The organism is Microbacterium sp. KUDC0406, assembly GCF_021582875.1.
In the GTDB taxonomy this organism is placed as follows: Bacteria; Actinomycetota; Actinomycetes; order Actinomycetales; family Microbacteriaceae; genus Microbacterium.
In genome coordinates this window covers 490,747-517,550 of record NZ_CP091138.1, presented here as the reverse complement: position 1 = coordinate 517,550, position 26,804 = coordinate 490,747, and the positions used below count along the sequence as shown (strand labels likewise).

Below are 26,804 nucleotides of genomic sequence, written 5' to 3'. Positions count from 1 at the left end.
GACCGTCCACATGCGGACAGTTTTCGGGTAACTCGTCCGCGTTGGCGAGGGCGGGCGGCTTCGCCGCCCCTCGCCCTTTCTCTTCCCGGACCGATCGGTCCGAGCCGTTCGGCTCAGTGCTTCGGCCGGCTCAGTGCTTCGGCCGGCTCAGTGCTTCGGCGCCTCGCGCGGGATCTCGTGCCAGAGGTCGACCTCGTCCTCGTCACGTGATCCGCCGGCGCCGCCGCGGCCCACCACCGTCACAGCGATGACCTCGTCACTGCCCGCACGGATGATCACACGGTCGGTGCTGACCTGCGCGAGCACACCGGCGAGCTCATCACGGATCTCGTCCCTGCGCTGCTCGCCGACGTTGTCCAGGCCACCCTCGTCGAACACGGTCACGGCGACGCCGCGGCTGCGCGCATCGGCGATGGCCTCGCGCACGGCGTCGTTGAGCAGGCTCGCGCCGCGCAGCTCGTCGCGCAGCCGCCCTTCGGCGATGCGGGCCCGCTTCTTCTCATCCGCGTCCAGCGCGCCGTGTGCGGCGACCGTCCTGGCCAGGAGAGGCCCCGCGACCGCCAGTGCCAGCTGCACCCGCATCCGCCGCTCGCGCTGGCGCACCTGCTGCGTGGCGTGCCAGGCCGACACCGCCTGCTGGATGTCGGCGAGGCGCTCGGTGTCGCGCACCGCGCGGTCCCAGAACAGCACCAGTAGCTGCGCCACGGTCACCCAGGTGATCGAGCCGACCAGTCCGAGCGTGAAGGCGTTCCCCGGTCCCATGTACGCGCAGGCGGAGACCCCCAGGATCAGCAGGATCAGCCAGCCGATCAGGAATCGGCGACGCACGATGCACACCACTCCCAGCAGACCGGTGGCTCCGATGTACCACGTGGCGAACGGCGCCACCCGGTCGACGTCGATGAGCGACACCGACACCAGGTACGGCACCGCCACCGCGGTCACGACGGCGAGGATGCCGCACCACAGCGGCATCCGCACCTGCCGATCAGTGCCGGCCAGCACCGCGGTGAGGATGGTGGCGATGTAGAGCCCGATCGCCGCGACCATGAACAGCGGCACTTCCGGCTGCACGGGCGTCCACCAGACGCCCCGGGCCGCGAAGTAGACGGCAAAACCGAGTGCGAGACCGGTGGCCATGCTGCGGACGGTGAGCCTCATGCACTCTCCCATCCGAGCGTGACGACCGTGCCCTGATCCCCGGAATCGATGTCGGCGGTGCCGGCCACCGCGGCCATGCGGGCGAGGATCGAGGCGCGGATGCCGAGCCGGTCCTCACCGATGCTCTCCGGATCGAATCCCGGCCCCGCGTCGCTGACGACCACGCGGACACCCGTCCCGCTCTCGGCGTCGACGATCACGTGCAGTCCCCGGCCGGCCGCGTGCGTCAGTGCGTTGCCGATCGCCTGCCGCGCCGCCAGCACCAGCGCACGGGCGACCCGGCCCGGAACGCTGCCCGGCTCTCCGCGCTCCTCGACGACGGCGTCGGCGCCCTGCTCCGAGAGCGTGCGGCGCAGCTCGGCCACGATGCCGGTGGTGCTCACCGGCTCATCAGTGCCCTCCTGCGCCACCGACGCCTCGGTGTTCGCGAGCCGCGTGAGCGCCTCCCGCGCCATCCCGACGGCCAGATCCTGCTCCCGGTCGCTCTCGGCCCGCGCCGCGGCGATCAGGGCCGCCAGCACACTGTCATGCATGAGCGCGGCGAGCGCGACGCGCTCCTCCTCCGCCGCCGTGGCTGCCGCGGCCGACGCGTAGGTGTCGACGGCCTTCGCCCGCGCCTCGTCGACGCCGGCGGCGACCGAGCGGAACATCCAGGCCAGTGACACGAGGACCATCCCGAGGATGAGGGTGAACGTCACGTCGAACGCCGTGGTGATCCAGTACTCCTTCGAGAACCCGCCCTGCACCAGGCGCACCCAGCCGTAGACCAGCGGCAGCGCTGCCGCCCACACGAACTGCAGGGCGAACGGGAACGCCGCCACGGCGGCGACCACGCCGATGTTCACCAGGAAGAAGATCCACGGCTGGTCGGCGGCTCCCCGGCCCGCCGAGATCACCACGACCGGCCAGAGCAGCAGCGCGATCATGTAGGTGATGGCGAAGCTGCCGCACGCGACCCGGACGAACCGGCCGACCAGGCACGCGACGATCATGGCCGCCAGCGGCAGGAAGACCAGGATCAGGATCGCCAGATGCGCGGCGTCCAGCCTCGAGAGCGTGCTGATGGCTCCGAGGAATGCCTGTGCGCCCAGCGCGGCGGAGCCCAGGGCGATCACGATCTGGAGGATCCGCTCCATCCGGTTGCCCGTGAACCGCTCCAGCCCGGCTCCCGCGGCACCCGGCGACGGGATCTGGTTCCACGCCTCCCGGATGCCGCGCGCGTCAACCGCCACGCGACGCCCCGTCCGGGGCGACGATGCCGTCCTCCATCGCGCGGCGCAGCAGGTCGACCTTGGTCGGCGCCGGACGCCCGACCTCGACGTACTTCACACGGATGCGAGTGATGTTCTCCTTCGCCGTGGAGTAGGCGACCCCGAGCCGCTCCGCCACGACCTTCAGCGGGAGCCCGGCGGCATAGAGACGAAGCACCTCGCGCTCACGGGTGGAGAGCTGGGCGTCGGCGAACTCGCGGTCGCCGTCGACGGCGCTGGCCCACTCGACGTTGTTCAGGGCGTCGCCGCGGGCGACGGTGCGGATCGCGTCGAGCACGTCGTCGAGGGCCGAAGACTTGCTCACCACGCCCGCCGCGCCCGCGACGAGCGCCTCGCGCACGGATGCCGGACGGTCGGCCACGCTGTGGATCACCACGCTCGCGCCGTCGGCCACCAGGGTCGCCACGTTCTCGGTGACGGTGGTGCCGTCGCCGAGCGTCAGGTCGAGTACGACGACGTCGACGGGCGGCGCTCCGGCCGACGTCCGCCACAGCAGATAGTCCTTCACGGTTCCGCCGGAGAACACGACCTGCTGCTCCCCGTCGCGCAGACAGGCGGCCTCGAGGCCCAGACGTACCGACTCGTGATCGTCGATGAGGGCAACGGTGCTCATGGAATCAGAATACTCAGGGCGCCACGCGCTTCAGCGCGTCAGACGAACCACGGTCTCGAAGTGGTGCGAATGCGGGAACAGATCGAAGGCCCGCAGACGATCGGCCTGCCAGCCCAGGGAACGGAACGTTCCGAGGTCCCGGGCGAGCGCGACCGGGTCGCAGGCGACGTACACGACGGCCTCCGGCGCGAGACCGTGCACGCCCTCGACGACGGCCTTCCCCGCTCCGGAGCGCGGCGGATCGAGCACGATCGTGCCTGCCCGGCTGCCGGAGGGGACGGATGCCAGGAAGCGGTCGACACGGGCGGTGACCGCCTGCACGTCCAGCGGCGCCAGGTTCTGCTCGGCATGCGCGGTCGCACGGGCATCGGATTCCACGGTCACGACGTCTGCGGCGCCGAGGTCGGCGAGCGCGGCGGCGAACAGGCCGACACCGCCGTAGAGGTCGAAGTGCGTGGCATCCGGATCGACGCGCTCCTCGAGAGCGGCGCGCACCTCGGCGTCGAGCGTGGCGGCGGCGAGCGGATGCACCTGCCAGAAGCCGTCCACGTCGAGGCGGAACTCCCGCGAGCCGACGCGCTCTACGATGACCTCGGGCTCGGCGCGATGGGCGCGTGCACCGCGCCGCGAACGGACCTGACGGTCAGGTCGAGGCAGCACGCGTGCGCGGCCGTCCGCCGGCTCGATGAACAGGATGCGTCCGGCGGAGGGCGTGCCGACCAGGGCGCCAGCGGCCTCGGCGAGCTCGGGCCGGGCCAGCGGCAGCGAGTCGACCTCGATCACGCGGTGGCTGCGGGCGGCGTACGGCCCCACGCGTCCGGCGTCATCGACGTGCAGGGTCATGCGCGTGCGCCATCCGGTGCCGTCGCCCTCATCGAGGCCCGTGACCTCTGGCGCCTGCAGGCCCGCACCGGCGAACTTGTCCAGCGCCTCCTGCAGCACCTGGCGCTTGAGCACCCGCTGGTGGCCGAGGTCGATGTGACCGAGGTCTGCGCCGCCGACCCGGTCTGCGGGGTCGCGCGAGATGTCCGCCTCCGGCCAGATGTGCGCGCGGCGGTGCGGCGACGCCTCGAGCACCTCGACGGCGTCGGCGCGCCAGAACGACGGCTTCGACGCCTCGGTGATCCGTGCCCGCACCCGTTCTCCGGGAATCGCGTCCGCGACGAACACGACTCGGCCCTCATGGCGGGCGATGGCGGTGCCGCCGTGCGCGAAACCGGTGATGTCGAGATCGAGCAGGTCGCCCGCGGAGGAGGTCATCCCTCGATCTTCCCAGATACCGTGGAGGGCATGCGCGTCTGCCTGGCCTCGACATCCCCCGCCCGCCTCATGCTGCTGCGACAGGCGGGCATCGAACCGGAGACCCGCTCCCCCGGTGTCGACGAGGATGCCGTCGCCGCAGCGGCCGAGGCCGAGCGCGGCGCTCCGCTCGCACCGGACGAGCTCGTGCTGCTGCTGGGCCGCGCGAAGGCGGCCGATGTCGTGCGTCGGCTGAGGGAGGAGGACCCGGGCTTCGACGGCCTCGTGATCGGCGGCGACTCGATGTTCGCGCTCGGCGGGCAGGTGTACGGCAAGCCCCACACGCCGGAGGAGGCGCGTCGTCGCTGGCAGGGCATGCGCGGTGAGACCGGCGTGCTGCACTCCGGGCACTCGGTGTTCCGGGTGCGGCCCGGCGACGAACCGGCCGAGGCGCATGCGGTGGCCGAGGCGGCGGTCACCTTCGCCGCGGATGTCACGGATGCCGAGCTCGACGCGTACATCGCCTCCGGCGAGCCTCTGCACGTCGCCGGCGCCTTCACCGTGGACAGTCTCGGCGGCCCGTTCATCACGCGCGTGGAGGGCGACCCCTCCACGGTGGTCGGGATGTCGCTGTCGACCCTGCGCCGGCTGGCCGCGGAGCTCGGAGTGGTGTGGACCGACCTGTGGAACGCGGCCGACCCCGCATGAGCCCTGCCGGGCCGTTTGAAGGCATCCCGACACGAATTCCACGTTTTCTTGTGGAGAGTCGTCAAATGGATCGGGGTGACACTCGCTAGGCTGAAACCCATGCCTGATATCGCCAAGGTGCTCATCGCGAACCGCGGCGAGATCGCCGTACGCATCATCCGCGCCGCCCGGGACTCCGGGATCTCCTCCGTCGCCGTGTACGCCGACCAGGACAGGGACGCCATGCACGTGCGACTCGCCGACGAGGCCTACGCCCTCGACGGGTCCACGAGCGCGGAGACCTACCTGCAGATCGACAAGATCCTCTCGGTCGCCCGCCGAGCGGGAGCCGACGCGGTACATCCCGGCTACGGCTTCCTCGCCGAGAACGCCGAGTTCGCCCGCGCCGTCATCGGCGCCGGCATGATCTGGATCGGCCCGTCTCCCGAGGCCATCGAGGCACTGGGAGACAAGGTCACGGCCCGCCACGTGGCCGAGAAGGTCGGCGCTCCCCTCGCCCCCGGCACCCCGGGGCCCGTCGACGGCGCCGACGAGGTCATCGCGTTCGCGCAGCAGCACGGCCTTCCCATCGCCATCAAGGCCGCCTACGGCGGCGGCGGTCGCGGCCTGAAGGTCGCCCGCCGGCTGGACGAGGTCGCCGAGCAGTTCGAGTCCGCCACCCGCGAGGCGGTCGCCGCCTTCGGACGCGGAGAGTGCTTCGTCGAGAAGTACCTCGACAAGCCCCGGCACGTCGAGACGCAGTGCCTGGCCGACGCCGAGGGCAACGTGGTCGTCATCTCCACCCGCGACTGCTCGCTGCAGCGCCGGCACCAGAAGCTCGTCGAAGAGGCCCCAGCGCCGTTCCTGACGGAGGAGCAGAACGACCTGCTGTACGCGGCCTCCAAGGCCATCCTCAAGGAGGTCGGCTACGTCGGAGCCGGCACCTGCGAGTTCCTCATCGGCGCCGACGGCACGGTGTCGTTCCTCGAGGTCAACACCCGCCTGCAGGTCGAGCACCCGGTGTCCGAGGAGGTCACCGGCATCGACCTGGTGCGCGAGCAGTTCCGCATCGCCGCCGGCGGCACCATCGACTACGCCGACCCCGAGCCGCAGGGACACTCCTTCGAGTTCCGCATCAACGGCGAGGATCCGGGTCGCGGATTCCTGCCCCAGCCGGGCCCCATCCACGTCTTCAAGACCTTCGGCGGCCCCGGCATCCGGCTCGACTCCGGCGTGACCGCCGGCGACCAGGTCTCCGGCGCCTTCGACTCGCTGCTGGCGAAGATCATCGTGACCGGCCGCGACCGTGCAGAGGCGCTCGAGCGCGCTCGCCGCGCCCTCGACGAGTTCGAGGTCTCCGGCATGCCGACCGTGCTGCCGTTCCACCGCAAGGTCGTGCGCGACCCCGCCTTCACCGCCGAGAACGGTGAGTTCGGCGTGTACACGCGCTGGATCGAGACCGAGTTCGTCAACGACATTCCCGCCTGGGACGGCGAGCTCGATGACCCGGCGCCCGCTCCGGGGCGCCACACGGTGGTCGTCGAGGTCGGCGGCAAGCGCCTCGAGGTCAGCCTGCCCGACCGCGTCGCCGTGGCATCCGGCACCGCCGGGCGCCCGCCGGCCGTGCCCCCGTCGCGCCGCAGCCACGCCACCACGGCGAACTCCGGTGCCTCCGGCGACGCGGTGAAGTCGCCGATGCAGGCCACCGTCGTCAAGATCGCGGTCGAGGACGGACAGCAGGTCGTCAAGGGCGACCTGGTCGTGGTGCTCGAGGCCATGAAGATGGAGCAGCCGCTGCAGGCCCACAAGGACGGCGTGATCGGCAACATCAGCGCCGACGCAGGCGCCACGGTCGCCGCCGGGCACCAGCTGCTCACCATCAGCTGACCCTTCGACAGGCTCAGGGACCCGACCACCTGGGTCGCTGAGCCTGTCGAAGCGTCGAGGTCAGGACGTCGCGACCTGGTGCATCGCCCGCGTGGCGTCGGTGATGCTGCCCGAAAGAGACGGGTACGCGGCGAACACGCGCGACACCTGGTCGGCGGTGAGCCGGCGCTCGACCGCCACGGCGATCGGGTAGATCAGCTCGGATGCCTTCGGCGCGACGATCACACCGCCGATGATCGTGCCGGATCCTCGCCGGGCGATCAGCTTCACGAAGCCGTCCCTGATGCCCATCATCTTCGCCCGCGGGTTGGCGGCGAGCGGCAGCTTGTGCACGATGCCCTCGATCACGCCGTCCTGCACGTCCTTCTCGGAGTAGCCGACCGTCGCGATCTCGGGGGCGGTGAAGATGTTCGCCGTGATCCTGCGCTGCTCGAGCGGGATCACGATGTCACCGAGTGCGTGGAAGACCGCGGTGCGGCCCTGCATCGAGGCCACGGACGCGAGCGGGAAGAAGTTCGTGCAGTCGCCGGCCGCGTAGATGTTCGACACGGCGGTGCGAGCCACCTTGTTCACCCGGATGTGCCCGGACTCGGTGAGCTCGACGCCCGCCTCCTCCAGCCCGATGCCGCGCGTGTTCGGGATCGACCCGACGGCGAGCAGGCAATGGCTGCCCTCGACGGTGCGACCATCCGAGAGCGTGACCACCACGCCGTCCTCGGACTTCTCGACCTTGTCGGCGCGCGACTTGGAGAGCACCTGCATGCCGCCGCGCTTGAACACCCGCTCCAGCACCGCAGCGGCGTCCTGGTCCTCACCCGGCAGCACCTGGTCGCGGCTGGAGATCAGCGTCACCTTCGCACCCAGGTTCATGTAGGCCGAGGCGAACTCGGCACCGGTGACGCCCGAGCCCACCACGATGAGGTGCTCGGGGAGCGCCTTCATGTCGTACAGCTGGGTCCAGGTGAGGATGCGCTTGCCGTCCGGCTTGGCCGAGTCCAGCTCGCGCGGTGCGGCGCCGACAGCCACCACGATCGTGTCGGCCTCGACACGGTCGAAGTCCGTGCCGCCCACCGCCGTCGAGACGACGATCGCGTTGTGCCCGTCGAGGCGCCCGTGACCGGAGAGGATCTTCACCCCGGCATCCAGCAGAGCCGTGCGCATGTCCTCGGACTGCTGCCCGGCGAGCGCCATCAGCCTCTTGTTGACCGCGGCGAGGTTGATCGCGATCTCGGGCTTGAGCGGCTTGCCGCGCTCGCCCTTCGCGTAGAACTGCACGCCCAGATCGGATGCCTCGGAGATCGCGACTGCGGCGTCGGCGGTGGCGATCAGGCTCTTCGAGGGCACCACGTCGGTGAGGACGGCGGAGCCGCCGACTCCCACCCGCTCGACAAGGGTGACGTCGGCCCCCAGCTGGGCTGCGGCGAGCGCTGCCTCGTAACCACCGGGGCCGCCGCCGAGGACGGCGACGCTCTGCCTGTTCGCGAAGGGGGAATGAGCCATGAGTACCATTCTCGCAGTACGCGGGAGAGCCCGCACACAGCCGGAAGCTGGCAGCGCGGCCCGCACATTCCTAGAGTGGACTCATGCCAGACACTCTCACCAACCCCCTCGACGACCCGAACGCGAACCCGTTCGAGGTCGCCGCTCAGGCCGCAGCCGACATCGCGCGGCTGACAGGGGTCTCTCACCACGACATCGCCCTCACGCTCGGATCAGGCTGGGGCAAGGCCGCCGAGCTCATCGGCGAGACCGTCGCGACCGTTCCGGCGACCGAGGTCACCGGTTTCTCGAAGCCCGCCCTGGAGGGCCACGTCGGGACGCTGCGCAGCATCCGCACTCCCGACGGCAAGAACGTGCTCGTGATCGGCGCACGCACGCACTACTACGAGGACCACGGCGTGCGCCGGGTCGCGCACTCGGTGCGCACTGCCGCGGCCACCGGCGCGAAGATCATGGTCCTCACCAACGGTGCCGGCGGTGTGCGGGAGACCTGGAAGCCCGGGCAGCCGGTGCTGATCAGCGACCACATCAACCTCACGGCCGACTCGCCCCTCGAGGGCGCGACCTTCATCGACCTCACCGACCTGTACTCGCGGCGTCTCCGCGACGTCGCACGCACGGTCGACCCCTCGCTGGACGAGGGCGTGTACACGCAGTTCCGCGGACCGCACTACGAGACCCCGGCCGAGGTGCAGATGGCGAAGGCCATCGGCGGGCACATCGTCGGCATGTCCACCGCACTCGAGGCCATCGCGGCCCGTGAGGCGGGCATGGAGATCCTCGGCTTCTCGCTGATCACCAACCTCGCCGCCGGCATCCAGAAGACGCCGCTCAGCCACGCCGAGGTGATCGAGGCCGGCCAGGCCGCAGAGCCGGTGATCTCGGCGCTGCTGGCCCGAGTGATCGAGGCGCTGTGAACGCCGAACTGCTGGCCACGGCCCGCGCCTGGCTTCGGCAGGACCCGGACTCGGAGACGCGAGACGAGCTCGCCGGCGTGATCACGCGCGCAGCCTCCGGCGACGCCGCCGCGGTCGCTGACCTCTCGGACCGGTTCGCCGGCAGGCTCGCCTTCGGCACCGCCGGTCTGCGCGGCGCCCTCGGCGCCGGCAGCAACCGGATGAATCGGGTGCTGGTGTCGCAGGCGGCGGCCGGCTTCGCCGCCTACCTGAAGAACCGCTCGACCGGCACACCCACCGTGGTGATCGGCTACGACGGCCGCCGCAACTCGCGCCGATTCGCTCTCGACTCCGCCGAGCTGTTCGCGGGCGCCGGTCTGCGTGCGATCCTGCTCCCCCGCCTGCTGCCGACCCCGGTGCTCGCCTTCGCGGTGCGGCACCTGGGCGCGGATGCCGGGGTGATGGTCACCGCCAGCCACAACCCGCCGAACGACAACGGCTACAAGGTGTACCTCGGCGGCGCCGACCACGGATCGCAGATCGTCGCACCCGCCGACGCCGAGATCGCCGCCGAGATCCAGCGGGTCGCGGATGCCGGTGACGTCTCCGTACTGCCGCGCTCGGACGCCTACGAGACCGCGGGCGAGGACCTGGTCGAGGCGTACGTCGTCGCCACCGCCGCCGTCGCCCCGGCGCCGCTGGGCGTGCAGGAGATGCGCTGGGTGTACACGGCGATGCACGGCGTGGGCTGGGAGACCTTCTCGCGCGTGGTGAAGAAGGCCGGCTACCCGGCTCCGCGCGTCGTCGACGAGCAGCGCGAGCCCGATCCCACGTTCCGCACGGTGTCGTTCCCGAATCCTGAGGAGCCCGGCGCCATGGACCTCGCGTTCGAGCGCGCCCGCGCCGCCGGATGCCGAGTTCGTCATCGCGAACGACCCGGATGCGGATCGCCTCGCGGTAGCGATCCCGGATGCCGCGTCCGAGGGCGGCTGGCGCCGCCTGACCGGCAACGAGGTCGGGCTGCTGCTGGGTCTGCGCGCCGCGAAGGCCGCCCAGGGCACAGCGGGGGCGTCGCTGGCGTGCTCGCTGGTCTCCTCCCCGGTCTCGGAGCGATCGCCGCAGCCCACGGCCTGGACTTCCACGAGACCCTGACCGGATTCAAGTGGATCTCCCGCGCCCCGGGCATCGCCTTCGGTTTCGAGGAGGCGCTGGGCTACCTGGTGAACCCCGACACCGTGCGCGACAAGGACGGCATCTCCGCCGCCGTCGCACTGCTGGGTCTCGCGGCCGACGCCCGCGTGCGCGGCACGACGATCGCCGGGCTCCTGGACGAGCTCGCCGAGCAGATCGGCTGGTTCGCGAGCGGTCAGGTGTCGATCCGCGTGGACGACCTCTCCGTGATCGCGGGGCTCATGGCATCGCTGCGGCGGACGCCGCCCGCAGCATTCGGACAGCGGTCCGTGGCATCAGCCGAGGACCTCGCCGCCGGGGCATCCGGCATGCCCGCGGGTGACGTGCTGCGCTACCGCCTCGCCGACGGGTCGCGTGTGATCGTGCGCCCCAGCGGCACCGAGCCGAAGCTCAAGGTGTACATCGACGCCAGGGCCGACGACGCGGATGCTGCACGCACCGCCGTCGCCGAGCTCGAAGCCGCCGTCCGTGCCCTGCTGGAGGAGCGCTCGTAGTGCTGCTCGTCCTGACCGCGGCGGTCACCGTGATCGCCGCGGTCATCCAGCGTGTCACGGGGCTGGCCTTCGTGCTCGTGCTGATCGGCCCTGTCGTCCTCGTCTACGGTCCCGTCGAGGGCGTGACGATCGCCGTGCTGCTCGCCGTGATCGCCTCGCTCTTCGCGCTTCCGGGTGCCTGGCGCGAGGTGGACTGGCCGCCCACTCGGTGGCTGCTCGGCGCCGGCGTCGTGGCGGCTCCTCTCGGCGCGCTGACCGCGCTGCTGCTACCGGATGCCGCGCTGCTGCTGCTCATCGGTGCGATGGGCCTGCTCGCGCTGAGCGCGCAGTGGTTCGGCGGCGTCGCGCGGCATCTTCGCGGGCGAGGCGGCGCAATCGGCGCCGGGGCGCTGGCCGGCTTCATGCACGCCTCGAGCGGCCTGTCCGGTCCGGCGCTGGCGTCGTACGCGCTGGGCGACGATTGGCCGCAGCGACGCTTCGCCGCGAGCGCCCAGGTGATCTTCCTGGGCTACGGGCTGGTCTCGGTGGCGCTCTGCGGTCTGCCCTCGTCGCCGCCCGCCGAACTCGTCCTGCTGGGTGTGTGCACGGCGGCGGGAATGCTGCTGGGCGGGTGGCTCGTCCGCCTGGTTCCGGTCGCGCTGGCGCGCCGGATCATGCTGCTGTGCGCCTGGGCGGGGACGGTCGTCGTGCTGATCCGCGGCGTCGTGGCGCTGTTCTCCTGACCTGTTCCGAATGCCACCGGTTTCGGAACCGGATTCCAGCCGGGTTAGGATCGCTGAGACCGGGGGGCGACAGAACGCAGCACGTCGTCGTGCGGGAGAGAATGAAGAGATACGCCGTCATCGGCGCCGGCCCCTCCGGACTCGCAGCAGCCAGAGCGCTGCAGGCACAGGGCATCGCCGTCGAGGGCTACGAGGCCTCACACGACGTCGGCGGCCTGTGGGACATCAGCAACCCGCGCAGCACGATGTACGAGTCCGCGCATCTGATCTCGTCGCGCACCACGACCGAGTTCACCGAGTTCCCCATGGACTCCGACGTCGACTACCCCGGGCACCGGGTGCTCAAGGACTATTTCGGGGCGTATGCGGACGAGTTCGGCCTCCGGGAGCTGTTCCGGTTCGACACGAAGGTCGAACGCCTCGAGCCCGTCGCCGACAGCGGGTGGATGCTCTACGCCGCCGGGCGGGATCCCGTTCGCTACGACGGCGTCATCCTCGCCAATGGCACCCTCGCCGAACCGCAGATCCCGACGTTCCCCGGCGAGTTCGCCGGCGAGATCATGCACACCAGCGCCTACAAGAGCGCGGCGCAGCTCGCCAGGAAGCGGGTGCTCATCATCGGCGCAGGCAATTCCGGATGCGACATCGCCGTGGACGCCGTGCACCATGCGGCATCCGTCGACATGAGCGTGCGCCGCGGCTACTACTTCGTGCCGCGCTACCTGTTCGGCCGGCCCAGCGATCTGCTGAACCAGGGGCGTCCGCTGCCCGCCCGCATCAAGCAGGCGATCGACACCCGGGTCCTGAAGGCCTTCACCGGCGACCCGGTGCACTTCGGGTTCCCGAAGCCGGACTACCGGATCTACGAGTCGCACCCGATCGTGAACACGCTGATCCTGAACCACCTCGGGCAGGGCGACCTCCGCGTCCGTCTGGGGATCGACCGCTTCGACGGCGACACCGTGCACTTCGCCGACGGCACCTCCGGCGACTACGACCTGATCCTGCTCGCCACCGGGTACACGCTGGACTATCCCTTCGTCGACCGCGAGCATCTGCACTGGCAGGGTCCGGCGCCGGAACTGTTCCTCAACGTCTTCCCTCCGTCGTTCAACGGGCTGTACGTGATGGGCATGATCGAGGCATCCGGCATCGGCTGGCAGGGCCGCTACGAGCAGGCCGAGCTGGTCGCCGCCTACCTCGCCGCCGAGGAGCGCTCCCCCGAGCGCGCCCGCCGGTTCCGCGAGCGCGTCACCGGATCGCCCTGGCCGGACCTCACCGGCGGGTACCACTACCTCGGGCTCGACCGGATGTCTTACTACGTGAACAAGCACGCCTACCGCACCGCGGTGCGCAAGCAGAAGAGCATCCTGGAGAAGGCATGAACATCGACGAGGTGGTCCTGAACTTCACTCCCGGCACTCTGATGATCCTCAACGTCGTGCTGGGACTCATCATGTTCGGCATCGCGCTGGACACCGCGCCGCGAGACTTCCGGGTCGTGGCCAAGCATCCGAAACCGTTCGTGATCGCGATCCTCGCGCAGCTGCTCCTGCTGCCGGTCGTGACGTTCGTCCTGACGCTGGTGCTGCCCGTGACGCCGTCGATGGCGCTCGGCATGCTGCTGGTGGCCTGCTGCCCACCAGGGAACATCTCGCAGGTGCTCACGCACCGCTCCGGCGGCAACGTCGCACTGTCGGTGTCGCTGACGGCGGTCGGCAACCTCATCTACATCGTCGCGATGCCGCTCAGCATCGCCTTCTGGGGCTCGCTGCACCCGAAGGCGCGCACCCTGCTGCACGCGGTCGAGCTGAACCCGTGGCAGATGCTGCTGGAGATCGTGCTGATCATCGGCCTGCCGTTCGTGGTCGGCCTGCTTCTGCGCGCCAAGGCGCCGCGCTTCGCCGCCAGGGTGCAGCCGTTCGTGCGCTGGTTCAGCCTGATCGCCCTGATCGGCTTCATCGTCGGCGCGCTGGTGGGCAACTGGGCCGTGTTCATCAGCGTGCTGGGCACGGTGCTGCTCGTCGTCGCTGCACACGATGCGGTGGCGCTCGGCCTCGGCTACGGCACCGCGGTGCTCGGCGGCCTCGGCACCCGTGAGCGCAAGGCGATGACGTTCGAGGTGGGCATCCGCAACGCCGGTCTCGGGCTGGGGCTGGTGTTCACGTTCTTCGGCGGGCTGGGTGGCATGGCGGTCGTGGCCGGCTGGTGGGGTGTGTGGGACATCATCGCCGGCCTCATCGTGGCCACGCTCTGGGCAGCGCACACCAGGCGCCGCACCGGGGCCGCGACCGGTGACGCCTCTCGGTACGCCCTCACGACGACGGGAGATCCCGCATGACCCGCGTCCTCGTCACCGGCGGCGCAGGCTTCCTCGGCTCCCACGTCACCCGTCTGCTCGCCGCGCACCCTGAAGTGGAGCTCGTCGTCAGCGGCGACCTGCGCGCGTCGGAGGTCCCTGGCGTCGAGTCGGAGCCCTTCGACGTGACGGATCCGTCCTCGCTCGCCCCCGCTCTGCGCAGGCACGAGATCGACACCGTCGTGCATCTGGCCGCGATCGTGAATCCCGGTCGCGACGTCGCCCTGGAGTACCGCGTCGACGTGGACGGCTCCGCCAACGTGCTGGCGGCCTGCGTCGAGGCAGGCGTGCGCCGGCTGGTCGTCTCGTCGTCCGGCGCCGCCTATGGTTATCACGCTGACAACCCTGAGTGGATCAGCGAGGACCAGCCGCTGCGCGGCAACGATGCGTTCCCCTACTCGCGGCACAAGCGCCTGGTCGAGGAGATGCTGGCGGATGCCCGCACCGCGCATCCGGAACTCGAACAGGTCATCTTCCGGATCGGCACCATCCTCGGGCCGGCCGTGCACAACCAGATCACCGCGCTCTGGGACGGCGACCGGCTGCTGCGCATCGCCGGTTCCGACTCGCCCTTCGTGTTCGTCTGGGTCGACGACGTGGCGGGCGCGATGGTGCTGGCGGCGACCGGCGGCCCCGCCGGTGTCTACAACGTCGCGGGCGACGGCCGGATGACCGTGCCCGAGATCGCCACCAGGCTCGGCAAGGGGATGCTCACGATCCCGGCCTGGGCGCTGTCGGCCGGACTGCGGATCGGACGGATGCTGCGCCTGACCGAGCACGGCCCGGAGAAGGTCCCCTTCCTGCGCTGGCGTCCTGTGCTCGCGAACGAGCGGCTGAAGCGCGACTTCGGATACACCCCCGCGCTGAGCACGCACGAGGCGTTCGAGGAGTACCTGCGCACGCATCCGGGCGTCGCGCGACGATAGCCTGAAACCATGCCTGAGAAGCGCGGGAGGCGGGTCCTCCGCTGGGTGCTGTGGAGCCTGCTCGCCGTCGTCGTGCTGATCGTCGGCGGGACTCTGATCTGGAGCCAGGTCGGTGTGATGGCCGCCGAGCCGGGGCCGCTCGCGGAAGCCGAGCAGAACCCCGGTCTGACGATCGACGACGACACCGCGGAGGGCATCGTGCTCTCCCCGCGGACGGCGGCTCCGACCTGGGCCTGGTGTTCGTCCCCGGCGCGAAGGTGCAGCCGGAGGCGTACATCGCGAAGCTGCAGGACCTCACCGCAGAGGACGGCATCACCGTCGTGATCACCCGTCCCTGGCTGAACCTGGCCTTCTTCGACCTCCGAGGAATGGATGCCTTCACATCCGCCGCGCCCGACGTGGACGCGTGGATGGTCGGCGGGCATTCGCTCGGCGGAGTGCGCTCGTGCCAGCTGGCGGAGGACGCCGACGCCCTGGTGCTGTTCGCCTCGTACTGCGCGAACGATCTGGCGGAGTCCGGGCTGCCGGTGCTGAGCCTGTCCGGCAGCGAGGACGGTCTGTCCACGCCGAAGAAGATCGCGGATGCCCGGCACCTGCTGCCCTCCGACGCGGAGATGGTGGAGATCGCCGGTGCCTCGCACGCGTCGTTCGGTGACTACGGTCCGCAGGCCGGCGACGGCACCCCGACGATCTCGGACGAGGACATGCGCGCGCAGCTGACCGAGCACATCAGGTCGTTCGCCGACGCCCTGCGCTGAGCGGCGCTCACGCCGTTCGTGTTCAGCCGAGCACGTCGTCCAGCAGCGGATGCAGGTGACGAGTGCTCAGCACCGATGATGCGGAGCGTGCGCCCGCGGCCAGCGCTTCAGGGAGCGCCGCGCGGTCGAGATGCGCGTGCAGCACTCCCGCCAGGAACGCGTCGCCGGCGCCGTTGGTGTCGAGCACCTCGACGGGCATGGCCGCGACCCGGTGAACCTCGCCTGCGGCGTCCACCGCGACCGCGCCCTCGGCGCCGAGCGTGCAGACGGCGAGCGACGCACCCGCGTCGACACGTGAGCGCAGAAAGCCGACCGGGTCCGCCAGCCGGTCGGCGTTGCAGAACACCGCATCCGCCGTCGCCAGGAACGGCCGGTGGAACTCCGCCTTGCCGTCGTAGTCGTGCACGTCGACCCAGATCGGCCGGCCGGAGCGCTGCGCGGCGGGAAGCGCGGCGAGGCCCGCGGCCGAGAGATCCACCACGAGCACCTCGGCGCCGGCGAAGAACTCGTCGAGAGCACGGTCCTCCTCGGCGGCGGTCTCCGGGCTCGCCAGATACAGCGAGACCCGTTCCCCTGCCGGCGTCATCAGGTTCAGGTGTCGTTCCGAGCGGTCAGCGACCACGAGGTCGGACGGGTCGATGCCGGCGCCCGTGAGCGCCATGCGGATCCGCTCCCCCTCAGCGTCCGCCCCGACGCCCGCACGCAGCCGCACCCGGTCGCCCAGTGCCGTCAGCGCGAGCGCCTTGCCCGCGCTGGTGCCGCCAAGGGTCTGCCAGTCGTCCTGCGCGTACTGCATGTGCGGCACGGGAGCCGGCAGCTCATCGAGCAGCACGAGGGTGTTCCAGGAGACGGCGCCGACGATGGAGATCTGATGCATCCCTCGATTCTGGCGCATCCGCCCAGCGCACCCCTCACGGAAGTGCCGTCGTTCACCTTGTCTTCACAACTCCGCGCCCGCGATCACCCGTGCCTGCACAGCTTGTTCTCCTGGTGTTCTCTTCTTCGTCCCTGCTCGGTCCCGTCGGATGCCGAGTGTGCCTATCACGCCCATTCTCGGGCTACATAGATAGACAACTTGGAGAGAAGTGATGAAGCGAAAGATCGCCGGGGCGTGCGCCCTGGCCGCCGTCGCCACGGCCGTGGCCCTGCCCGCCGCCGATGCGAGCGTCGCCGGTACCGCCGAAGACCTGCCGGCGCCCGTGTTCAGCCAGCACGGCGGCCGGTTCACCGGACCCACCACCGTCGAACTCACTGCCCCGGCCGGAACGCAGATCCGGTACACGCTCGATGGATCGACACCCACCCGCCAGAGCCCGCTGTACAGGACGCCGATCGTCATCGACGAGACGACCGATCTCGCCGCCGTCACGCTCCGGGGCGACCGCGTCTCGCCCGCTGAGATCGAGGGATACATCGTCAAGAGCGAGGAGAAGCCGCTGCTGTCGTTCTTCGTGATGAGCGACGTGCACACCTCGTCACTCAGCGACAAGAACCGCGGAATCTGGGCGAGCCATTTCGACACGCTCGCGGCGATCGACCCCGATCCCGACCTGATCGTCTCCAACGGCGACCAGATCAACGACAACTACGGCAACACGGCACCCGACCACCGGGTCGTGAAGACGATCTTCGACGAGAACATGACCCGTCTCGGCATCGAGGACACCCCGGTGCTCATGTCGCACGGCAACCACGATGTGGGCAACGCCGACATGGCGCAGTACTACGGCGAGTGGTTCCCCAATTCCACCGGCGGGTATTACGAGCGCACCATCGGCGACCACACCTTCCTCGTGATCGACACCGAGCGGTACTCGGGCGCACAGCGTGAGTGGCTGCGGACTCGCCTCACCGAGTTGTCGGCGCGCCCGGACGCGCTCCGCAAGCCGGTCTTCGTCATCGGGCACCGCCCCACCGCGGGCACCGTGCACGACGGCGCCCAGTCGTCGAACTCCGCGCTCACCGCCGACCTCGCAGGGCACCCGCAGGTCGTGTACTTCTCGGGTCACTCGCACCTGAACCTGAACGACGAGCGCTCGGTCTGGCAGGGCACGTTCACCGCGGTCAACGACGGCTCGATGTCGTACACCGAGACCCCGCACGACGCCTATCAGATCTACGGCGACGCGCTGTGGGACGAGTACACCATCCCCACAGCGCAGGCACTGCACGTCGAGGTCTACGGCGACCGCACCGAGATCGAGCGCATCGACTTCGCCGCCGAGAACGAGCGCACGTACACGAACGGGAAATGGGGCACGTACCAGTCCGCCTTCCCGTTCATCAGCGCCGGCACGCTCGCCGGCCCCACTTGGACGGTGCGCCTCGAGGGCGACACCGCCGACGAGGTGCGTGCGAACTTCGCCTACACCGCCGCCGCCCGCGACACCGTGGCGCCCGTGCTCACGCGGAAGCCGAAGCACGTGGTGAACGCGGGCGGCCGCGATGTGCTGCGCGTCACCGCCGCGACCGACGACGAGTCGGTCTACGGCTACGACGTGCGCGTGCGCGACGCCGCCACCGGTGCAGCGGCCCTGCCGATCCGCGCCGGCGCCAAGGTGCTCGCCGACTTCCAGATGGCCCCTCGGCCGAGCATCCTCGACATCCCCCTCGCGATCCGCAACGGGCGGCAGGCGGATGCCCCGCTGCTGACGCTCACGAAGGGCGCCGAGTACATCGCCGACGTGACAGCTGTCGACATGTACGGCAACCGCTCGGAGACGAAGACGGTCAGGTTCGTCGCCGGTCAGGACGACTGAGCGCATCCACAGCGCCCGGCCCCTGTGACCGAAGCGTCACCGGGGCCGTGCGCGACCGGGCGGAGGTGGTGTTCGCCCCTACCGCTCGAAGCCCTCCGCGATGATCTCAACGAGCTCCTCGCGCTCCTCGACAGGGAGGAACGCGGCCGAGGCGGCGTTGAACTGGAACGTCTCCAGGTCCTCCAGGTCGTACCCGAACGCGTCCACCAGGAGAGCCAGTTCCCGGGTCAGCGAGGTGCCGCTCATGGTGCGGTTGTCGGTGTTCACCGTCACCGCGAAGCCCAGCTGGTAGAGCAGGTCGAATGGGTGATCGGTGAGGTCGTCGCCCCACAGCGCGGAGGCACCGGTCTGCAGGTTCGACGACGGCGACAGCTCGAGCGGGATCTCCCGATCGCGCACCCAGCGCGCGAGGTCGCCGAACTGCACCTGCACCTCGTCGCCCTCGTGGTCGATGATCTGCAGGTCCTCGGCGATCCGAACGCCGTGCCCGAGACGCAGTGCGCGCCCATCCAGCAGCGCGGACCGGATGGATGCCGGACCTGCCGCTTCGCCGGCGTGCACGGTCACCGGGAAGAACTCCCCGGCCAGGTAGTCGAAGGCCTCACGGTGCGCGGCCGGCAGGAAGCCGTCCTCCGGGCCGGCGATGTCGAACCCGACCACGCCGCGACCCCGGTACGACACCGCGAGCTCGGCGATCTCGCGAGTGCGGTCATCGTGGCGCATCGCAGACAGGATCTGGCTGACGCGGATGCTGCGGCCTGCGGCATCCGCCTCGTCCTCGCCCTCCTCAATGCCGCGCTGCACGGCGTCGACCGCGTCGCTCAGGGACAGGCCGCCGGCCAGATGCTGCTCCGGCGCCCAGCGCACCTCCCCGTAGATCACGCCGTCGGCCGCCAGGTCGGCGACGAACTCGCGCGCCACGCGCGCCAGCGCATCGGCGCTCTGCATCACCGCGGTGGTCAGCGAGAACGTCTCGAGGTACTTCGGCAGCGAGCCGGAGTCACTCTGCTTGGCGATCCAGCGACGCAGAGCGGCGGGATCCGATGCGGGAGTGTTCACGCCGTGCGCATCCGCCAGCTCGAGGATCGTCTCCGGACGCACACCGCCGTCGAGGTGGTCGTGCAGCGAAACCTTGGGCAGGCCGCGCAGCGAGGCGCCCTGCACGCGGACGTCGCCGTTCTGGTCGATGGTCATCGGTCCTCCAGGTGTGCGTTCAGTTCAGAGAGACGTGGGTTCAGGCGGTGATGCGCTCGCGCACCAGCGGGCCGGACGCCGGGGCCTCGGCGCCGACCTCCCAGGCACCCTCCAGCGCCTCCAGGGCACGGGCGAACCGCGCCGGATCCTCCGCCGAGAGCGTGAACACCGGCTGTCCGGCGGCCACAGCCTCGCCGGGCTTGACGTGCAGATCGATGCCGGCCGCGTGGATGACCGGGTCCTCAGCACGGGCCCTCCCCGCACCGAGGCGCCAGGCGGCGATGCCGAAGGGCAGCGCCTCCATGCGCGTCACGACGCCGGACTGGGACGCCGTGACGACATGCGTCTCGCGGGCGGTCGGCAGCGCAGCATCCGGGTCGCCGTCCTGCGCGCGGATCATGGCGTTCCACTGATCCATCGCACGGCCGTCGTCCAGGGCCGCCTCGACGTCGGCGTCCGGCTGTCCGGCCAGTGCGAGCATCTCGCGCGCCAGCGCGACGGTGAGCTCGCGGATGTCGGCCGGGCCGGCTCCGGCGAGCACCTCGACCGATTCGCGCACCTCGTTGGCGTTGCCGATGGCGCGGCCGAGGGGCACGTTCATGTCGGTGAGCAGCGCGGTCGTGGCGACACCGGAGTCGGTGCCGAGCGCGACCATCGTGCGCGCCAGTTCGCGGGCACGGTCGATGTCCTGCATGAACGCGCCGGAGCCGAACTTCACGTCCAGCACGAGTGCGTCGGTGCCCTCCGCGATCTTCTTCGACATGATGCTGGACGCGATCAGCGGGATCGCCTCCACCGTGCCGGTGACGTCGCGCAGCGCGTACAGCTTCTTGTCCGCGGGAGCCAGCCCCGAGCCCGCGGCACAGATCACCGCGCCGACGTCGGACTTCATCTGCGCGAACATCTCCTCGTTAGAGAGCGCCGCGCGCCACCCGGGGATCGACTCGAGCTTGTCCAGCGTGCCGCCGGTGTGGCCGAGGCCGCGACCCGAGAGCTGAGGCACCGCCACGCCGAACACCGCGACCAGCGGGGCGAGCGGCAGCGTGATCTTGTCGCCCACACCGCCGGTGGAGTGCTTGTCGACAGTGCGCTTGCCGAGCGAGGCGAAGCTCATCCGCTCCCCCGTCGCGATCATCGCGTCGGTGAGCACCCGGATCTCGTCACGCTCCATGCCGCGCTGGAACACGGCCATCGCGAACGAGGCCATCTGCGCATCGGAGACGTAGCCGCGGGTGTAGGCGTCCACCATCCAGCGCAGTGCGTCCTCGGGGACCGCGCCGCCGTCGCGCTTCGCGCGGATGACGTCGACGGCGTCGAACGGCTCCACAGCGCTCATCGGGCGTCCTCCAGGTCTCTCGGACCGAACGCGTCCGGCAGCACCTCGTCGATCGTTCGGATGCCCGAGACCGTCTCGAGCAGCATTCCGGGGGTGGCGTGCTCGAACAGCAGCTGACGGCACCGGCCGCACGGCATGATCGTCTTGCCCTCGCCGTTCACGCAGACGAACGCGACGAGCTTGCCGCCGCCGGACATGTGCAGATCACCCACCATCGCGCACTCCGCGCACAGCGTCACCCCGTACGAGGCGTTCTCGACGTTGCAGCCGGCGACGATCCGGCCGTCGTCGACGAGCGCCGCCGCCCCCACCCGGTATCGGGAGTACGGCACATACGCGTGCGCCGTCGCCTCGGTGGCGACCTGGCGGAGCTCGTCCCAGTCGATGTCGGTCATCTCGTTCCGTCCTCCTACGACTTGATGTACGGCTTGCCGTCAGCGGCAGGCGCCTTGATCTGCCCGACGAAGCCGACCACGGCGATCAGCGTGACCACGTAGGGCAGCATGAGCAGGAACTCGCCGGGCACAGGCGTGCCGATCGCGCTGAAGGTGTTCTGCAGGTTGGTCGCGAAGCCGAACAGCAGTGCGGCCAGCGTCGCGCGCACCGGATCCCAGCGGCCGAAGATCACCGCGGCCAGAGCGATGAAGCCCGCACCGTTGGTCATGTCGCGGTTGAAGTGCGGCACCGAGACGAGTGTGTAGTACGCGCCGCCGACTCCCGCCAGCGCGCCTGCCAGCATGACGTTCCAGAACCGGGTCGGGTTGACCTTGATGCCGACGGTGTCCGCAGCGCGGGGGTACTCGCCGACGGCACGCACCCGCAGACCCCAGCGGGTGCGATACAGGCCGAAGGCCACGACCGGCACGGTGACGTAGAGCAGGTAGACGATCAGGTTCTGGTTGAACAGCACCGGTCCGAGCACAGGGATCTCGCTGATCAGCGGGATCTTGATCCGTGTGAACTGCGGGGTGTTGTTGAGCGTGTCGGAGTTCGGCACCAGCAGGATCGTGAACAGGAACGCGGTCAGGCCGGCCACCAGCACGTTCAGCACGACGCCGACGATGACCTGCTCGACCAGGTACTTGATGGCGAACGCCGCGAGCACGAAGGCCACGAGCATTCCGCCGATCATCGAGCCGAGCAGGCCGAAGAACGGGTTGTGCGCAAGTGTGCCGAACACGGCGCCGAGGAACGCACCCAGGAGCAGCTGGCCCTCGATCGCGACGTTGACGACACCCGCGCGCTCGCCGATCACACCGCCGAGCGCACCGAACGCCAGCGGCACCGCCAGCGAGATCGAGCCGTAGAGCATGTTGACGACCGGCACCTGGCCGTTCGCATCGGCCGCGGCCCAGGTGACGAAGGCGAACACGGCGAGCACCGCGAACACGATCGCAACCCACCTGCCGGCATTGATGCGGCGCAGGGCGGCGAACCAGGACCACGCGGTCAGCAGCACGAGGATGATCGACACGACCACGATCACCACATCGGCCGAGACGCTCCAGTCCGGGATCTTCAGCGCGGTGGTGCCGTTGTCCAGCCGGAACACCGCGGTGCCGTGCCGAGGGACGAGCAGGAAGAGCGCTCCGAGCAGCACGGTGGCGATGCTCAGCGTGATCGGCAGCTTCTTGGCGATGGGTGGCAGTACGGAACGGGTGGCCACCGGTGCCTCGGCGATCGCGGTCATGCCGCCACCTCCTTCGCGGCCGCGCGGGCGGCCTTCTTCTCGGCCTTCGCCTTCGCCTTCGCGGCGCGCTCGGCCTCGCTCTTGGGCAGGAAGAAGATCGTGCGCACCAACGGGGGCGCCGCGATGAACAGCACGATGATCGACTGCACGACGACCACGATCTCCTTCGGGATGCCCTGACCGGCCATCGCGAACGATCCGGCCTTGAGCGCACCGAACAGGAGCCCGGCGGCGAACACTCCGCCGGCGCGGCTGCGGCCCAGCAGCGCGACGGTGATCGCGTCGAAGCCGATGCCCGCGTCGAAGCCGTTGTTGAAGCCGCCGACCGTGGACGTGCTGAGCTGGTTCACACCGGCGGCTCCGGCGAGCGCTCCGGCGAAGACCATCGCGTAGACGTACATCCGCTCGACGCTGATGCCCGCGGCGCGCGCGGCGTACGGGTTCTCACCGACGGCCCGCATCCGGAATCCGAGACCGGAGCGGTCCATCAGCCACCAGACCGCGATCGCGAGCACGATCGCGAGCAGGAAGCCCACGGTCAGCCCGGGGAACTGCGGGCCGAACAGCGGCGGGAACTGCGCCGACTCGGGCGTCGGCACGGACTGCGACTGGTTCGATCCGGGCTTCTGCAGGCCCGGTGTGCGCACCAGATAGCCCACGAGGTACAGCGCGATCCAGTTGAGCATGATCGTGAGGATCACCTCGTGCGCACCGGTGCGCGCCTTCAGCAGACCCGCGATGCCCGCCCAGATCGCCCCGCCGAGCATGCCCACGATGATCGAATACGGGATGTGCAGCCACATCGGCATGTCGAAAGGCATCTGGTACGACAGGAAGCCGACGAACAGGCCCGCGATGAGGATCTGTCCCTGGCCGCCGATGTTGAACAGACCGACACGGAAGGCGAGGCCGACGCCGAGGCCGGCCATGATCAGGGGTGCGGCGAACATCGCCGTGTTCGTCAGCGGCCGGATGAACCCGACGAAGCTGGTCGCCTGGAAGTTGACGATCGAGCCCTGGAACAGCGCGCTGTACCCGCCTGCGACGGCCTGCCAGATCGCGACGAAGGTGTCGCCCGGGCGGGAGAAGAAGTAGCCGGCCGCCTGCTGCACGGCGGGATCGGTGACCGCGATCAGAACGCCGCCGATGATGAACGCCGCGACGATCGCGAGGATCGTCGTGACGACGCTGCCGCGGAGCAGCTCGCGCATGAAGACGGCGGAGCGCGACTCCGGCGGCTGCGGGCGCTCGCCCGGACCGGGCTGCGCCATCTGCGCCACGGACGCGTCGGCGACGCCGCCGGTGACGTTCTTGTTCGCGGCGACGGCCTCAGAGGCGGCGTTGGGGCCGGACGGGATGCCTTCCGACCGGCGGGGGTACTCGTCGCTCATGCTGCTGCGTCCTTCTCTCCGGCCATCAGGAGTCCGAGAACGTCGCGCGGGGTCGACGCCGGAACGATGTCCATGATGTGACCGCGGTACATCACCGCGATCTTGTCGGCGAGTGCGGCGACCTCGTCGAGTTCGGTGGAGACGACGACCACCGGAACGCCGGAGTCGCGGGTCTCGATGATCCGCTTGTGGATGAACTCGATCGAGCCGACGTCGACACCGCGGGTGGGCTGGGAGGCGATCAGCAGGGTCAGGTCGCGGCTGAGCTCGCGCGCGATGACCACCTTCTGCTGGTTGCCGCCGGACAGGGCGCCGGCCGGAGCCTGCGGCCCCTGAGTGCGGATGTCGTACTCCTTGATCCGATCCCGCGCGAACGTGTCCAGTCGGGAGCGACTGATCGTTCCCGCCGTGACGAACTCCGGCGCCGAGGAGCGATCGAGCATCAGGTTCTCCGCGACGCTGAATGTGCCGACGAGACCGTCCACCGAGCGATCCTCGGGGACGAAGCCGACACCCTGGTCGAGCACGCCGCGCACGGAGCGCCCGAGCATCTCCGTGCCGTTCAGAGTGGCTGAGCCGGTGACGCCCTTGGTCTGCATCCCGACGAGCGCCTCGACCAGCTCGGTCTGCCCGTTGCCCTGCACGCCCGCGATCGCGAGCACCTCTCCCGGTCGCACGTCGAAGCTGACGTTGTCGACGACGAGCTGACCGGTGGGCAGCGCGACTGCGAGATCGCGCACCTGCAGACCGGCACCCTCGCGCACCTGCGGCGGGTCCTTCTGCACCGTCAGCTCGACGGCACGTCCCACCATCATCGAGGCGAGTTCGGTGTTCGACGCCGTCGGCGAAGCATCGCCGACGATCTTCCCGAGGCGAACGATCGTGATGCGGTCCGCGACCTCGCGGACCTCGCGCAGCTTGTGGGTGATGAACACGATCGCAGCGCCCTCGTCGCGCAGCTGACGCATGATGCCCATCAGCTCATCGGTCTCCTGCGGCGTCAGCACGGCGGTGGGCTCGTCGAACACGAGCACCTTCGCGTCCCTGGCGAGCGCCTTGATGATCTCGACGCGCTGCTGCACGCCGACCGGAAGGTCCTCGACGACGGCATCCGGATCGATGTCGAAGCCGAAGCGCGCCGCGACGTCGCGGACGTGCTGCCGGGCGTCAGCGATGTTCAGCACGCCGGTGTCGACCTTTCCGGCGCGCTTGGTCAGCTCGTGACCGAGCATGACGTTCTCGGCGACCGTGAACACGGGGATCAGCATGAAGTGCTGATGCACCATGCCGATGCCCGCCGCCATCGCGTCGCCGGGACCGGCGAAGTGCTGGACGACGTCGTCGAGGAGGATCTCCCCTTCATCCGGCTGATACAGGCCGTACAGGACGTTCATCAACGTGGACTTGCCCGCGCCGTTCTCGCCGAGGAGCGCATGGATCTCCCCCGGCTGGACCACCAGATCGATGTGGTCGTTGGCGACGAGACTGCCGAATCGCTTCGTGATTCCGCGGAGCTCGAGCTTCATATGTGCACCCTACCCAGGACTTGCGTGGCACGACAGATGCGGCCGGACGGTTCTCCCGTCCGACCGCATCATGCCGGTTGTCAGGCCTTCGGCGAAGAGACCGAGGTGACCTTGATGTCGCCCGAGACGATCTTGTCCTGGAGCGCCTTCAGCTCGTCGGCCAGGCCGGCCGGCAGCTTCGACTCGAAGTCGTGGAAGCTCGACAGGCCGACGCCGCCGTTCTCCAGCGTGCCGATGTACGGCGTGGTGTCGAACTTGTCCTTGGAGGCCTCCATGACCGCCGAGTACACCGCCTCGTTGATCTTCTTCTGGATCGAGACCAGGGTGATGTCGGCGACGGACGTGTCGGAGACGGCCAGGTCGGAGTCGACGCCCATCATGACCGTGCCCTTGTTCTGCGCGTTGATCGCCGCAGCGGCCGACTGGTAGATCGGGCCGCCGACCGGCAGCAGCACGTCGACGCCCTGATCGAGGATCGACTGGGCGGTCTGCTTGGCGGTGTCGTTGGCCGCGAAGCCGCCGGTCATCGAGCCCTTCTGGGTGTCGACGTTCCAGCCCACCGACTTCACGTCGGCGCCCTTGTCCTCGTTGAACTTCGCGACGCCCTGGACGAAGCCGTCCATGAAGATCGTCACCGGCGGGATCTGCAGGCCGCCGAAGGTGCCGACCTTGTCGACCCCGGCCTCGTGCGACCAGGATGCCGCGGCATAGCCGCCCAGGTACGCGGCCTGCACCGTGTCGAACAGCAGGGGCTTGATGTTGTCGGAGTCCGGCTTGCCGTCGCCGTCGGCGTCGGCGCTGTCGTCGATGATCGCGTAGTTGATGTCGGGGTTCGCCGTGGCGGACTTGATCGTGTCCGCCGAGAGGTTGAAGCCGACGGTGACGATGAAGGTGCAGCCCTGGCTGACGAGCTGCTCGAGGTTCGGACCGTACTGGTCGGCCGAGTCGGACTGCAGCTCGACGGACTTGACACCGAGCTCCTTGGTGGCCTTGTCCAGGCCCTCCTTGGCGGACTGGTTGAACGAGCGGTCGTTCCAGCCGCCGTCATCGGAGACGATGCAGGGCTTGAAGTTGCTGTCGACCGGCTTCGACGCGTCGCCGCTGTCGGATGCCTCCGGCGCCTGGCCGCAGCCGGCGAGTGCGAAGACGACGCCCGCGGCGAGGGTAGCGCCGATGAGCTTCTTGGTGGTGGAGATGGTCACTC

Annotated in this window: 23 protein-coding genes and 1 pseudogene; 11 read left to right on the top strand and 13 right to left on the bottom strand. The window is 69.9% G+C overall.

The features are described 5' to 3' along the window. Window positions 1-147 precede the first annotated feature (147 nt). The 4 genes from L2X99_RS02710 to L2X99_RS02695 are packed head-to-tail and all read right to left on the bottom strand — an operon-like array spanning window position 148 to window position 4,305. Window positions 148-1,161 (bottom strand): hypothetical protein, encoded by a 1,014-nt coding sequence (locus L2X99_RS02710; protein WP_236125175.1) that lies wholly within the window; start codon window positions 1,159-1,161, stop codon window positions 148-150. Continuing rightward, window positions 1,158-2,393 carry a sensor histidine kinase gene (locus L2X99_RS02705; protein WP_236125176.1) on the bottom strand — a complete coding sequence of 412 codons (1,236 nt, stop codon included), beginning with the start codon at window positions 2,391-2,393 and terminating at the stop codon, window positions 1,158-1,160. The genes L2X99_RS02710 and L2X99_RS02705 overlap by 4 nt, the downstream gene beginning before the upstream one ends. After that, window positions 2,383-3,045 (bottom strand): response regulator transcription factor, encoded by a 663-nt coding sequence (locus L2X99_RS02700; protein ID WP_236125177.1) that lies wholly within the window; start codon window positions 3,043-3,045, stop codon window positions 2,383-2,385. Before L2X99_RS02700 ends, L2X99_RS02705 begins: the two co-directional genes overlap by 11 nt. Window positions 3,046-3,075: 30 nt before the next feature. Then, window positions 3,076-4,305 (bottom strand): class I SAM-dependent RNA methyltransferase, encoded by a 1,230-nt coding sequence (locus tag L2X99_RS02695; RefSeq protein WP_236125178.1) that lies wholly within the window; start codon window positions 4,303-4,305, stop codon window positions 3,076-3,078. A gap of 30 nt (window positions 4,306-4,335) precedes the next feature. Between L2X99_RS02695 and L2X99_RS02690 the strand changes: the two genes are divergently transcribed. After that, complete coding sequence (locus L2X99_RS02690) at window positions 4,336-4,992, top strand: Maf family protein (protein ID WP_236125179.1); 657 nt, start codon at window positions 4,336-4,338, stop codon at window positions 4,990-4,992. A 99-nt stretch (window positions 4,993-5,091) separates the two neighbouring features. Then, window positions 5,092-6,858, top strand: a complete 1,767-nt coding sequence (locus L2X99_RS02685; protein ID WP_236135602.1) for an acetyl/propionyl/methylcrotonyl-CoA carboxylase subunit alpha — start codon at window positions 5,092-5,094, stop codon at window positions 6,856-6,858. A gap of 60 nt (window positions 6,859-6,918) precedes the next feature. Here L2X99_RS02685 and L2X99_RS02680 read toward each other — a convergent pair whose 3' ends face one another. Further along, window positions 6,919-8,358, bottom strand: a complete 1,440-nt coding sequence (locus tag L2X99_RS02680) for an NAD(P)H-quinone dehydrogenase (protein ID WP_442923489.1) — start codon at window positions 8,356-8,358, stop codon at window positions 6,919-6,921. An 83-nt stretch (window positions 8,359-8,441) separates the two neighbouring features. Here L2X99_RS02680 and L2X99_RS02675 point away from each other — a divergent pair, with 83 nt between their 5' ends. The 8 genes and pseudogenes from L2X99_RS02675 (at window position 8,442) to L2X99_RS02645 (ending at window position 15,704) form a co-directional block, all read left to right on the top strand. Beyond that, entirely contained in the window at window positions 8,442-9,275 is an 834-nt protein-coding gene (locus L2X99_RS02675) for a purine-nucleoside phosphorylase (protein ID WP_236125182.1), read from the top strand. After that, window positions 9,272-10,939, top strand: a pseudogene (locus L2X99_RS02670) (phospho-sugar mutase). The gene L2X99_RS02675 and the pseudogene L2X99_RS02670 overlap by 4 nt, the downstream one beginning before the upstream one ends. Next, window positions 10,939-11,661, top strand: coding sequence for a TSUP family transporter (locus L2X99_RS02665; RefSeq protein WP_236135601.1), 723 nt, complete (start codon window positions 10,939-10,941; stop codon window positions 11,659-11,661). The pseudogene L2X99_RS02670 and the gene L2X99_RS02665 overlap by 1 nt, the downstream one beginning before the upstream one ends. A gap of 101 nt (window positions 11,662-11,762) precedes the next feature. Further along, on the top strand, window positions 11,763-13,046 hold the full coding sequence (locus L2X99_RS02660) for a flavin-containing monooxygenase (RefSeq protein WP_236135600.1): 1,284 nt from the start codon (window positions 11,763-11,765) through the stop codon (window positions 13,044-13,046). Then, the gene (locus L2X99_RS02655) at window positions 13,043-14,002 is read left to right on the top strand and encodes a bile acid:sodium symporter family protein (RefSeq protein WP_236125185.1); all 960 of its coding nucleotides are present in this window, start codon (window positions 13,043-13,045) and stop codon (window positions 14,000-14,002) included. The genes L2X99_RS02660 and L2X99_RS02655 overlap by 4 nt, the downstream gene beginning before the upstream one ends. Continuing rightward, complete coding sequence (locus L2X99_RS02650; RefSeq protein ID WP_236125186.1) at window positions 13,999-14,946, top strand: SDR family oxidoreductase; 948 nt, start codon at window positions 13,999-14,001, stop codon at window positions 14,944-14,946. The genes L2X99_RS02655 and L2X99_RS02650 overlap by 4 nt, the downstream gene beginning before the upstream one ends. 9 nt (window positions 14,947-14,955) lie before the next feature. After that, complete coding sequence (locus L2X99_RS18460; RefSeq protein WP_442923488.1) at window positions 14,956-15,270, top strand: hypothetical protein; 315 nt, start codon at window positions 14,956-14,958, stop codon at window positions 15,268-15,270. Then, window positions 15,183-15,704, top strand: coding sequence for an alpha/beta hydrolase (locus L2X99_RS02645; RefSeq protein WP_442923487.1), 522 nt, complete (start codon window positions 15,183-15,185; stop codon window positions 15,702-15,704). Before L2X99_RS18460 ends, L2X99_RS02645 begins: the two co-directional genes overlap by 88 nt. A gap of 22 nt (window positions 15,705-15,726) precedes the next feature. On the opposite strand, the gene L2X99_RS02640 is transcribed toward L2X99_RS02645, so the two are convergent. Then, window positions 15,727-16,581 carry a carbohydrate kinase family protein gene (locus L2X99_RS02640; protein WP_236125187.1) on the bottom strand — a complete coding sequence of 285 codons (855 nt, stop codon included), beginning with the start codon at window positions 16,579-16,581 and terminating at the stop codon, window positions 15,727-15,729. A 211-nt stretch (window positions 16,582-16,792) separates the two neighbouring features. Here L2X99_RS02640 and L2X99_RS02635 point away from each other — a divergent pair, with 211 nt between their 5' ends. Then, window positions 16,793-18,463 carry a chitobiase/beta-hexosaminidase C-terminal domain-containing protein gene (locus tag L2X99_RS02635; protein WP_236125188.1) on the top strand — a complete coding sequence of 557 codons (1,671 nt, stop codon included), beginning with the start codon at window positions 16,793-16,795 and terminating at the stop codon, window positions 18,461-18,463. Between the two features lie 78 nt (window positions 18,464-18,541). Here the strand turns inward: L2X99_RS02635 and L2X99_RS02630 are convergent, their stop codons facing one another. The 7 genes from L2X99_RS02630 to L2X99_RS02600 all read right to left on the bottom strand — a co-directional run bounded on the left by L2X99_RS02630 (window position 18,542) and on the right by L2X99_RS02600 (window position 26,802). After that, the gene (locus L2X99_RS02630; RefSeq protein ID WP_236125189.1) at window positions 18,542-19,657 is read right to left on the bottom strand and encodes an adenosine deaminase; all 1,116 of its coding nucleotides are present in this window, start codon (window positions 19,655-19,657) and stop codon (window positions 18,542-18,544) included. Between the two features lie 40 nt (window positions 19,658-19,697). Then, window positions 19,698-20,993 (bottom strand): thymidine phosphorylase, encoded by a 1,296-nt coding sequence (locus tag L2X99_RS02625; RefSeq protein WP_236125190.1) that lies wholly within the window; start codon window positions 20,991-20,993, stop codon window positions 19,698-19,700. After that, window positions 20,990-21,388: a cytidine deaminase gene (locus L2X99_RS02620; RefSeq protein ID WP_236125191.1), complete on the bottom strand. Its 399-nt coding sequence runs from the start codon at window positions 21,386-21,388 to the stop codon at window positions 20,990-20,992. Before L2X99_RS02620 ends, L2X99_RS02625 begins: the two co-directional genes overlap by 4 nt. Window positions 21,389-21,402: 14 nt before the next feature. Next, a complete protein-coding gene (locus tag L2X99_RS02615) occupies window positions 21,403-22,683 on the bottom strand; it encodes an ABC transporter permease (RefSeq protein ID WP_236125192.1) in 1,281 nt (426 codons plus the stop codon). Continuing rightward, window positions 22,680-24,074: an ABC transporter permease gene (locus tag L2X99_RS02610; RefSeq protein ID WP_442923486.1), complete on the bottom strand. Its 1,395-nt coding sequence runs from the start codon at window positions 24,072-24,074 to the stop codon at window positions 22,680-22,682. Before L2X99_RS02610 ends, L2X99_RS02615 begins: the two co-directional genes overlap by 4 nt. Next, the gene (locus L2X99_RS02605; protein WP_236135599.1) at window positions 24,071-25,600 is read right to left on the bottom strand and encodes an ABC transporter ATP-binding protein; all 1,530 of its coding nucleotides are present in this window, start codon (window positions 25,598-25,600) and stop codon (window positions 24,071-24,073) included. Before L2X99_RS02605 ends, L2X99_RS02610 begins: the two co-directional genes overlap by 4 nt. Before the next feature lie 80 nt (window positions 25,601-25,680). Further along, window positions 25,681-26,802 carry a BMP family lipoprotein gene (locus L2X99_RS02600; protein ID WP_236135598.1) on the bottom strand — a complete coding sequence of 374 codons (1,122 nt, stop codon included), beginning with the start codon at window positions 26,800-26,802 and terminating at the stop codon, window positions 25,681-25,683. Window positions 26,803-26,804: the final 2 nt, after the last annotated feature.

Coding starts and splice junctions, on each gene's coding strand:
- L2X99_RS02660 (WP_236135600.1), top strand. CDS start 11,763: ATGAAGAGATACGCCGTCATCGGCGCCGGCCCCTCCGGACTCGCAGCA.
- L2X99_RS02675 (WP_236125182.1), top strand. CDS start 8,442: ATGCCAGACACTCTCACCAACCCCCTCGACGACCCGAACGCGAACCCG.
- L2X99_RS02625 (WP_236125190.1), bottom strand. CDS start 20,993: ATGAGCGCTGTGGAGCCGTTCGACGCCGTCGACGTCATCCGCGCGAAG.
- L2X99_RS02610 (WP_442923486.1), bottom strand. CDS start 24,074: ATGAGCGACGAGTACCCCCGCCGGTCGGAAGGCATCCCGTCCGGCCCC.
- L2X99_RS02635 (WP_236125188.1), top strand. CDS start 16,793: ATGAAGCGAAAGATCGCCGGGGCGTGCGCCCTGGCCGCCGTCGCCACG.
- L2X99_RS02605 (WP_236135599.1), bottom strand. CDS start 25,600: ATGAAGCTCGAGCTCCGCGGAATCACGAAGCGATTCGGCAGTCTCGTC.
- L2X99_RS02650 (WP_236125186.1), top strand. CDS start 13,999: ATGACCCGCGTCCTCGTCACCGGCGGCGCAGGCTTCCTCGGCTCCCAC.
- L2X99_RS18460 (WP_442923488.1), top strand. CDS start 14,956: ATGCCTGAGAAGCGCGGGAGGCGGGTCCTCCGCTGGGTGCTGTGGAGC.
- L2X99_RS02615 (WP_236125192.1), bottom strand. CDS start 22,683: ATGACCGCGATCGCCGAGGCACCGGTGGCCACCCGTTCCGTACTGCCA.
- L2X99_RS02710 (WP_236125175.1), bottom strand. CDS start 1,161: ATGAGGCTCACCGTCCGCAGCATGGCCACCGGTCTCGCACTCGGTTTT.
- L2X99_RS02655 (WP_236125185.1), top strand. CDS start 13,043: ATGAACATCGACGAGGTGGTCCTGAACTTCACTCCCGGCACTCTGATG.
- L2X99_RS02680 (WP_442923489.1), bottom strand. CDS start 8,358: ATGGCTCATTCCCCCTTCGCGAACAGGCAGAGCGTCGCCGTCCTCGGC.
- L2X99_RS02640 (WP_236125187.1), bottom strand. CDS start 16,581: ATGCATCAGATCTCCATCGTCGGCGCCGTCTCCTGGAACACCCTCGTG.
- L2X99_RS02695 (WP_236125178.1), bottom strand. CDS start 4,305: ATGACCTCCTCCGCGGGCGACCTGCTCGATCTCGACATCACCGGTTTC.
- L2X99_RS02690 (WP_236125179.1), top strand. CDS start 4,336: ATGCGCGTCTGCCTGGCCTCGACATCCCCCGCCCGCCTCATGCTGCTG.
- L2X99_RS02630 (WP_236125189.1), bottom strand. CDS start 19,657: ATGACCATCGACCAGAACGGCGACGTCCGCGTGCAGGGCGCCTCGCTG.
- L2X99_RS02620 (WP_236125191.1), bottom strand. CDS start 21,388: ATGACCGACATCGACTGGGACGAGCTCCGCCAGGTCGCCACCGAGGCG.
- L2X99_RS02685 (WP_236135602.1), top strand. CDS start 5,092: ATGCCTGATATCGCCAAGGTGCTCATCGCGAACCGCGGCGAGATCGCC.
- L2X99_RS02700 (WP_236125177.1), bottom strand. CDS start 3,045: ATGAGCACCGTTGCCCTCATCGACGATCACGAGTCGGTACGTCTGGGC.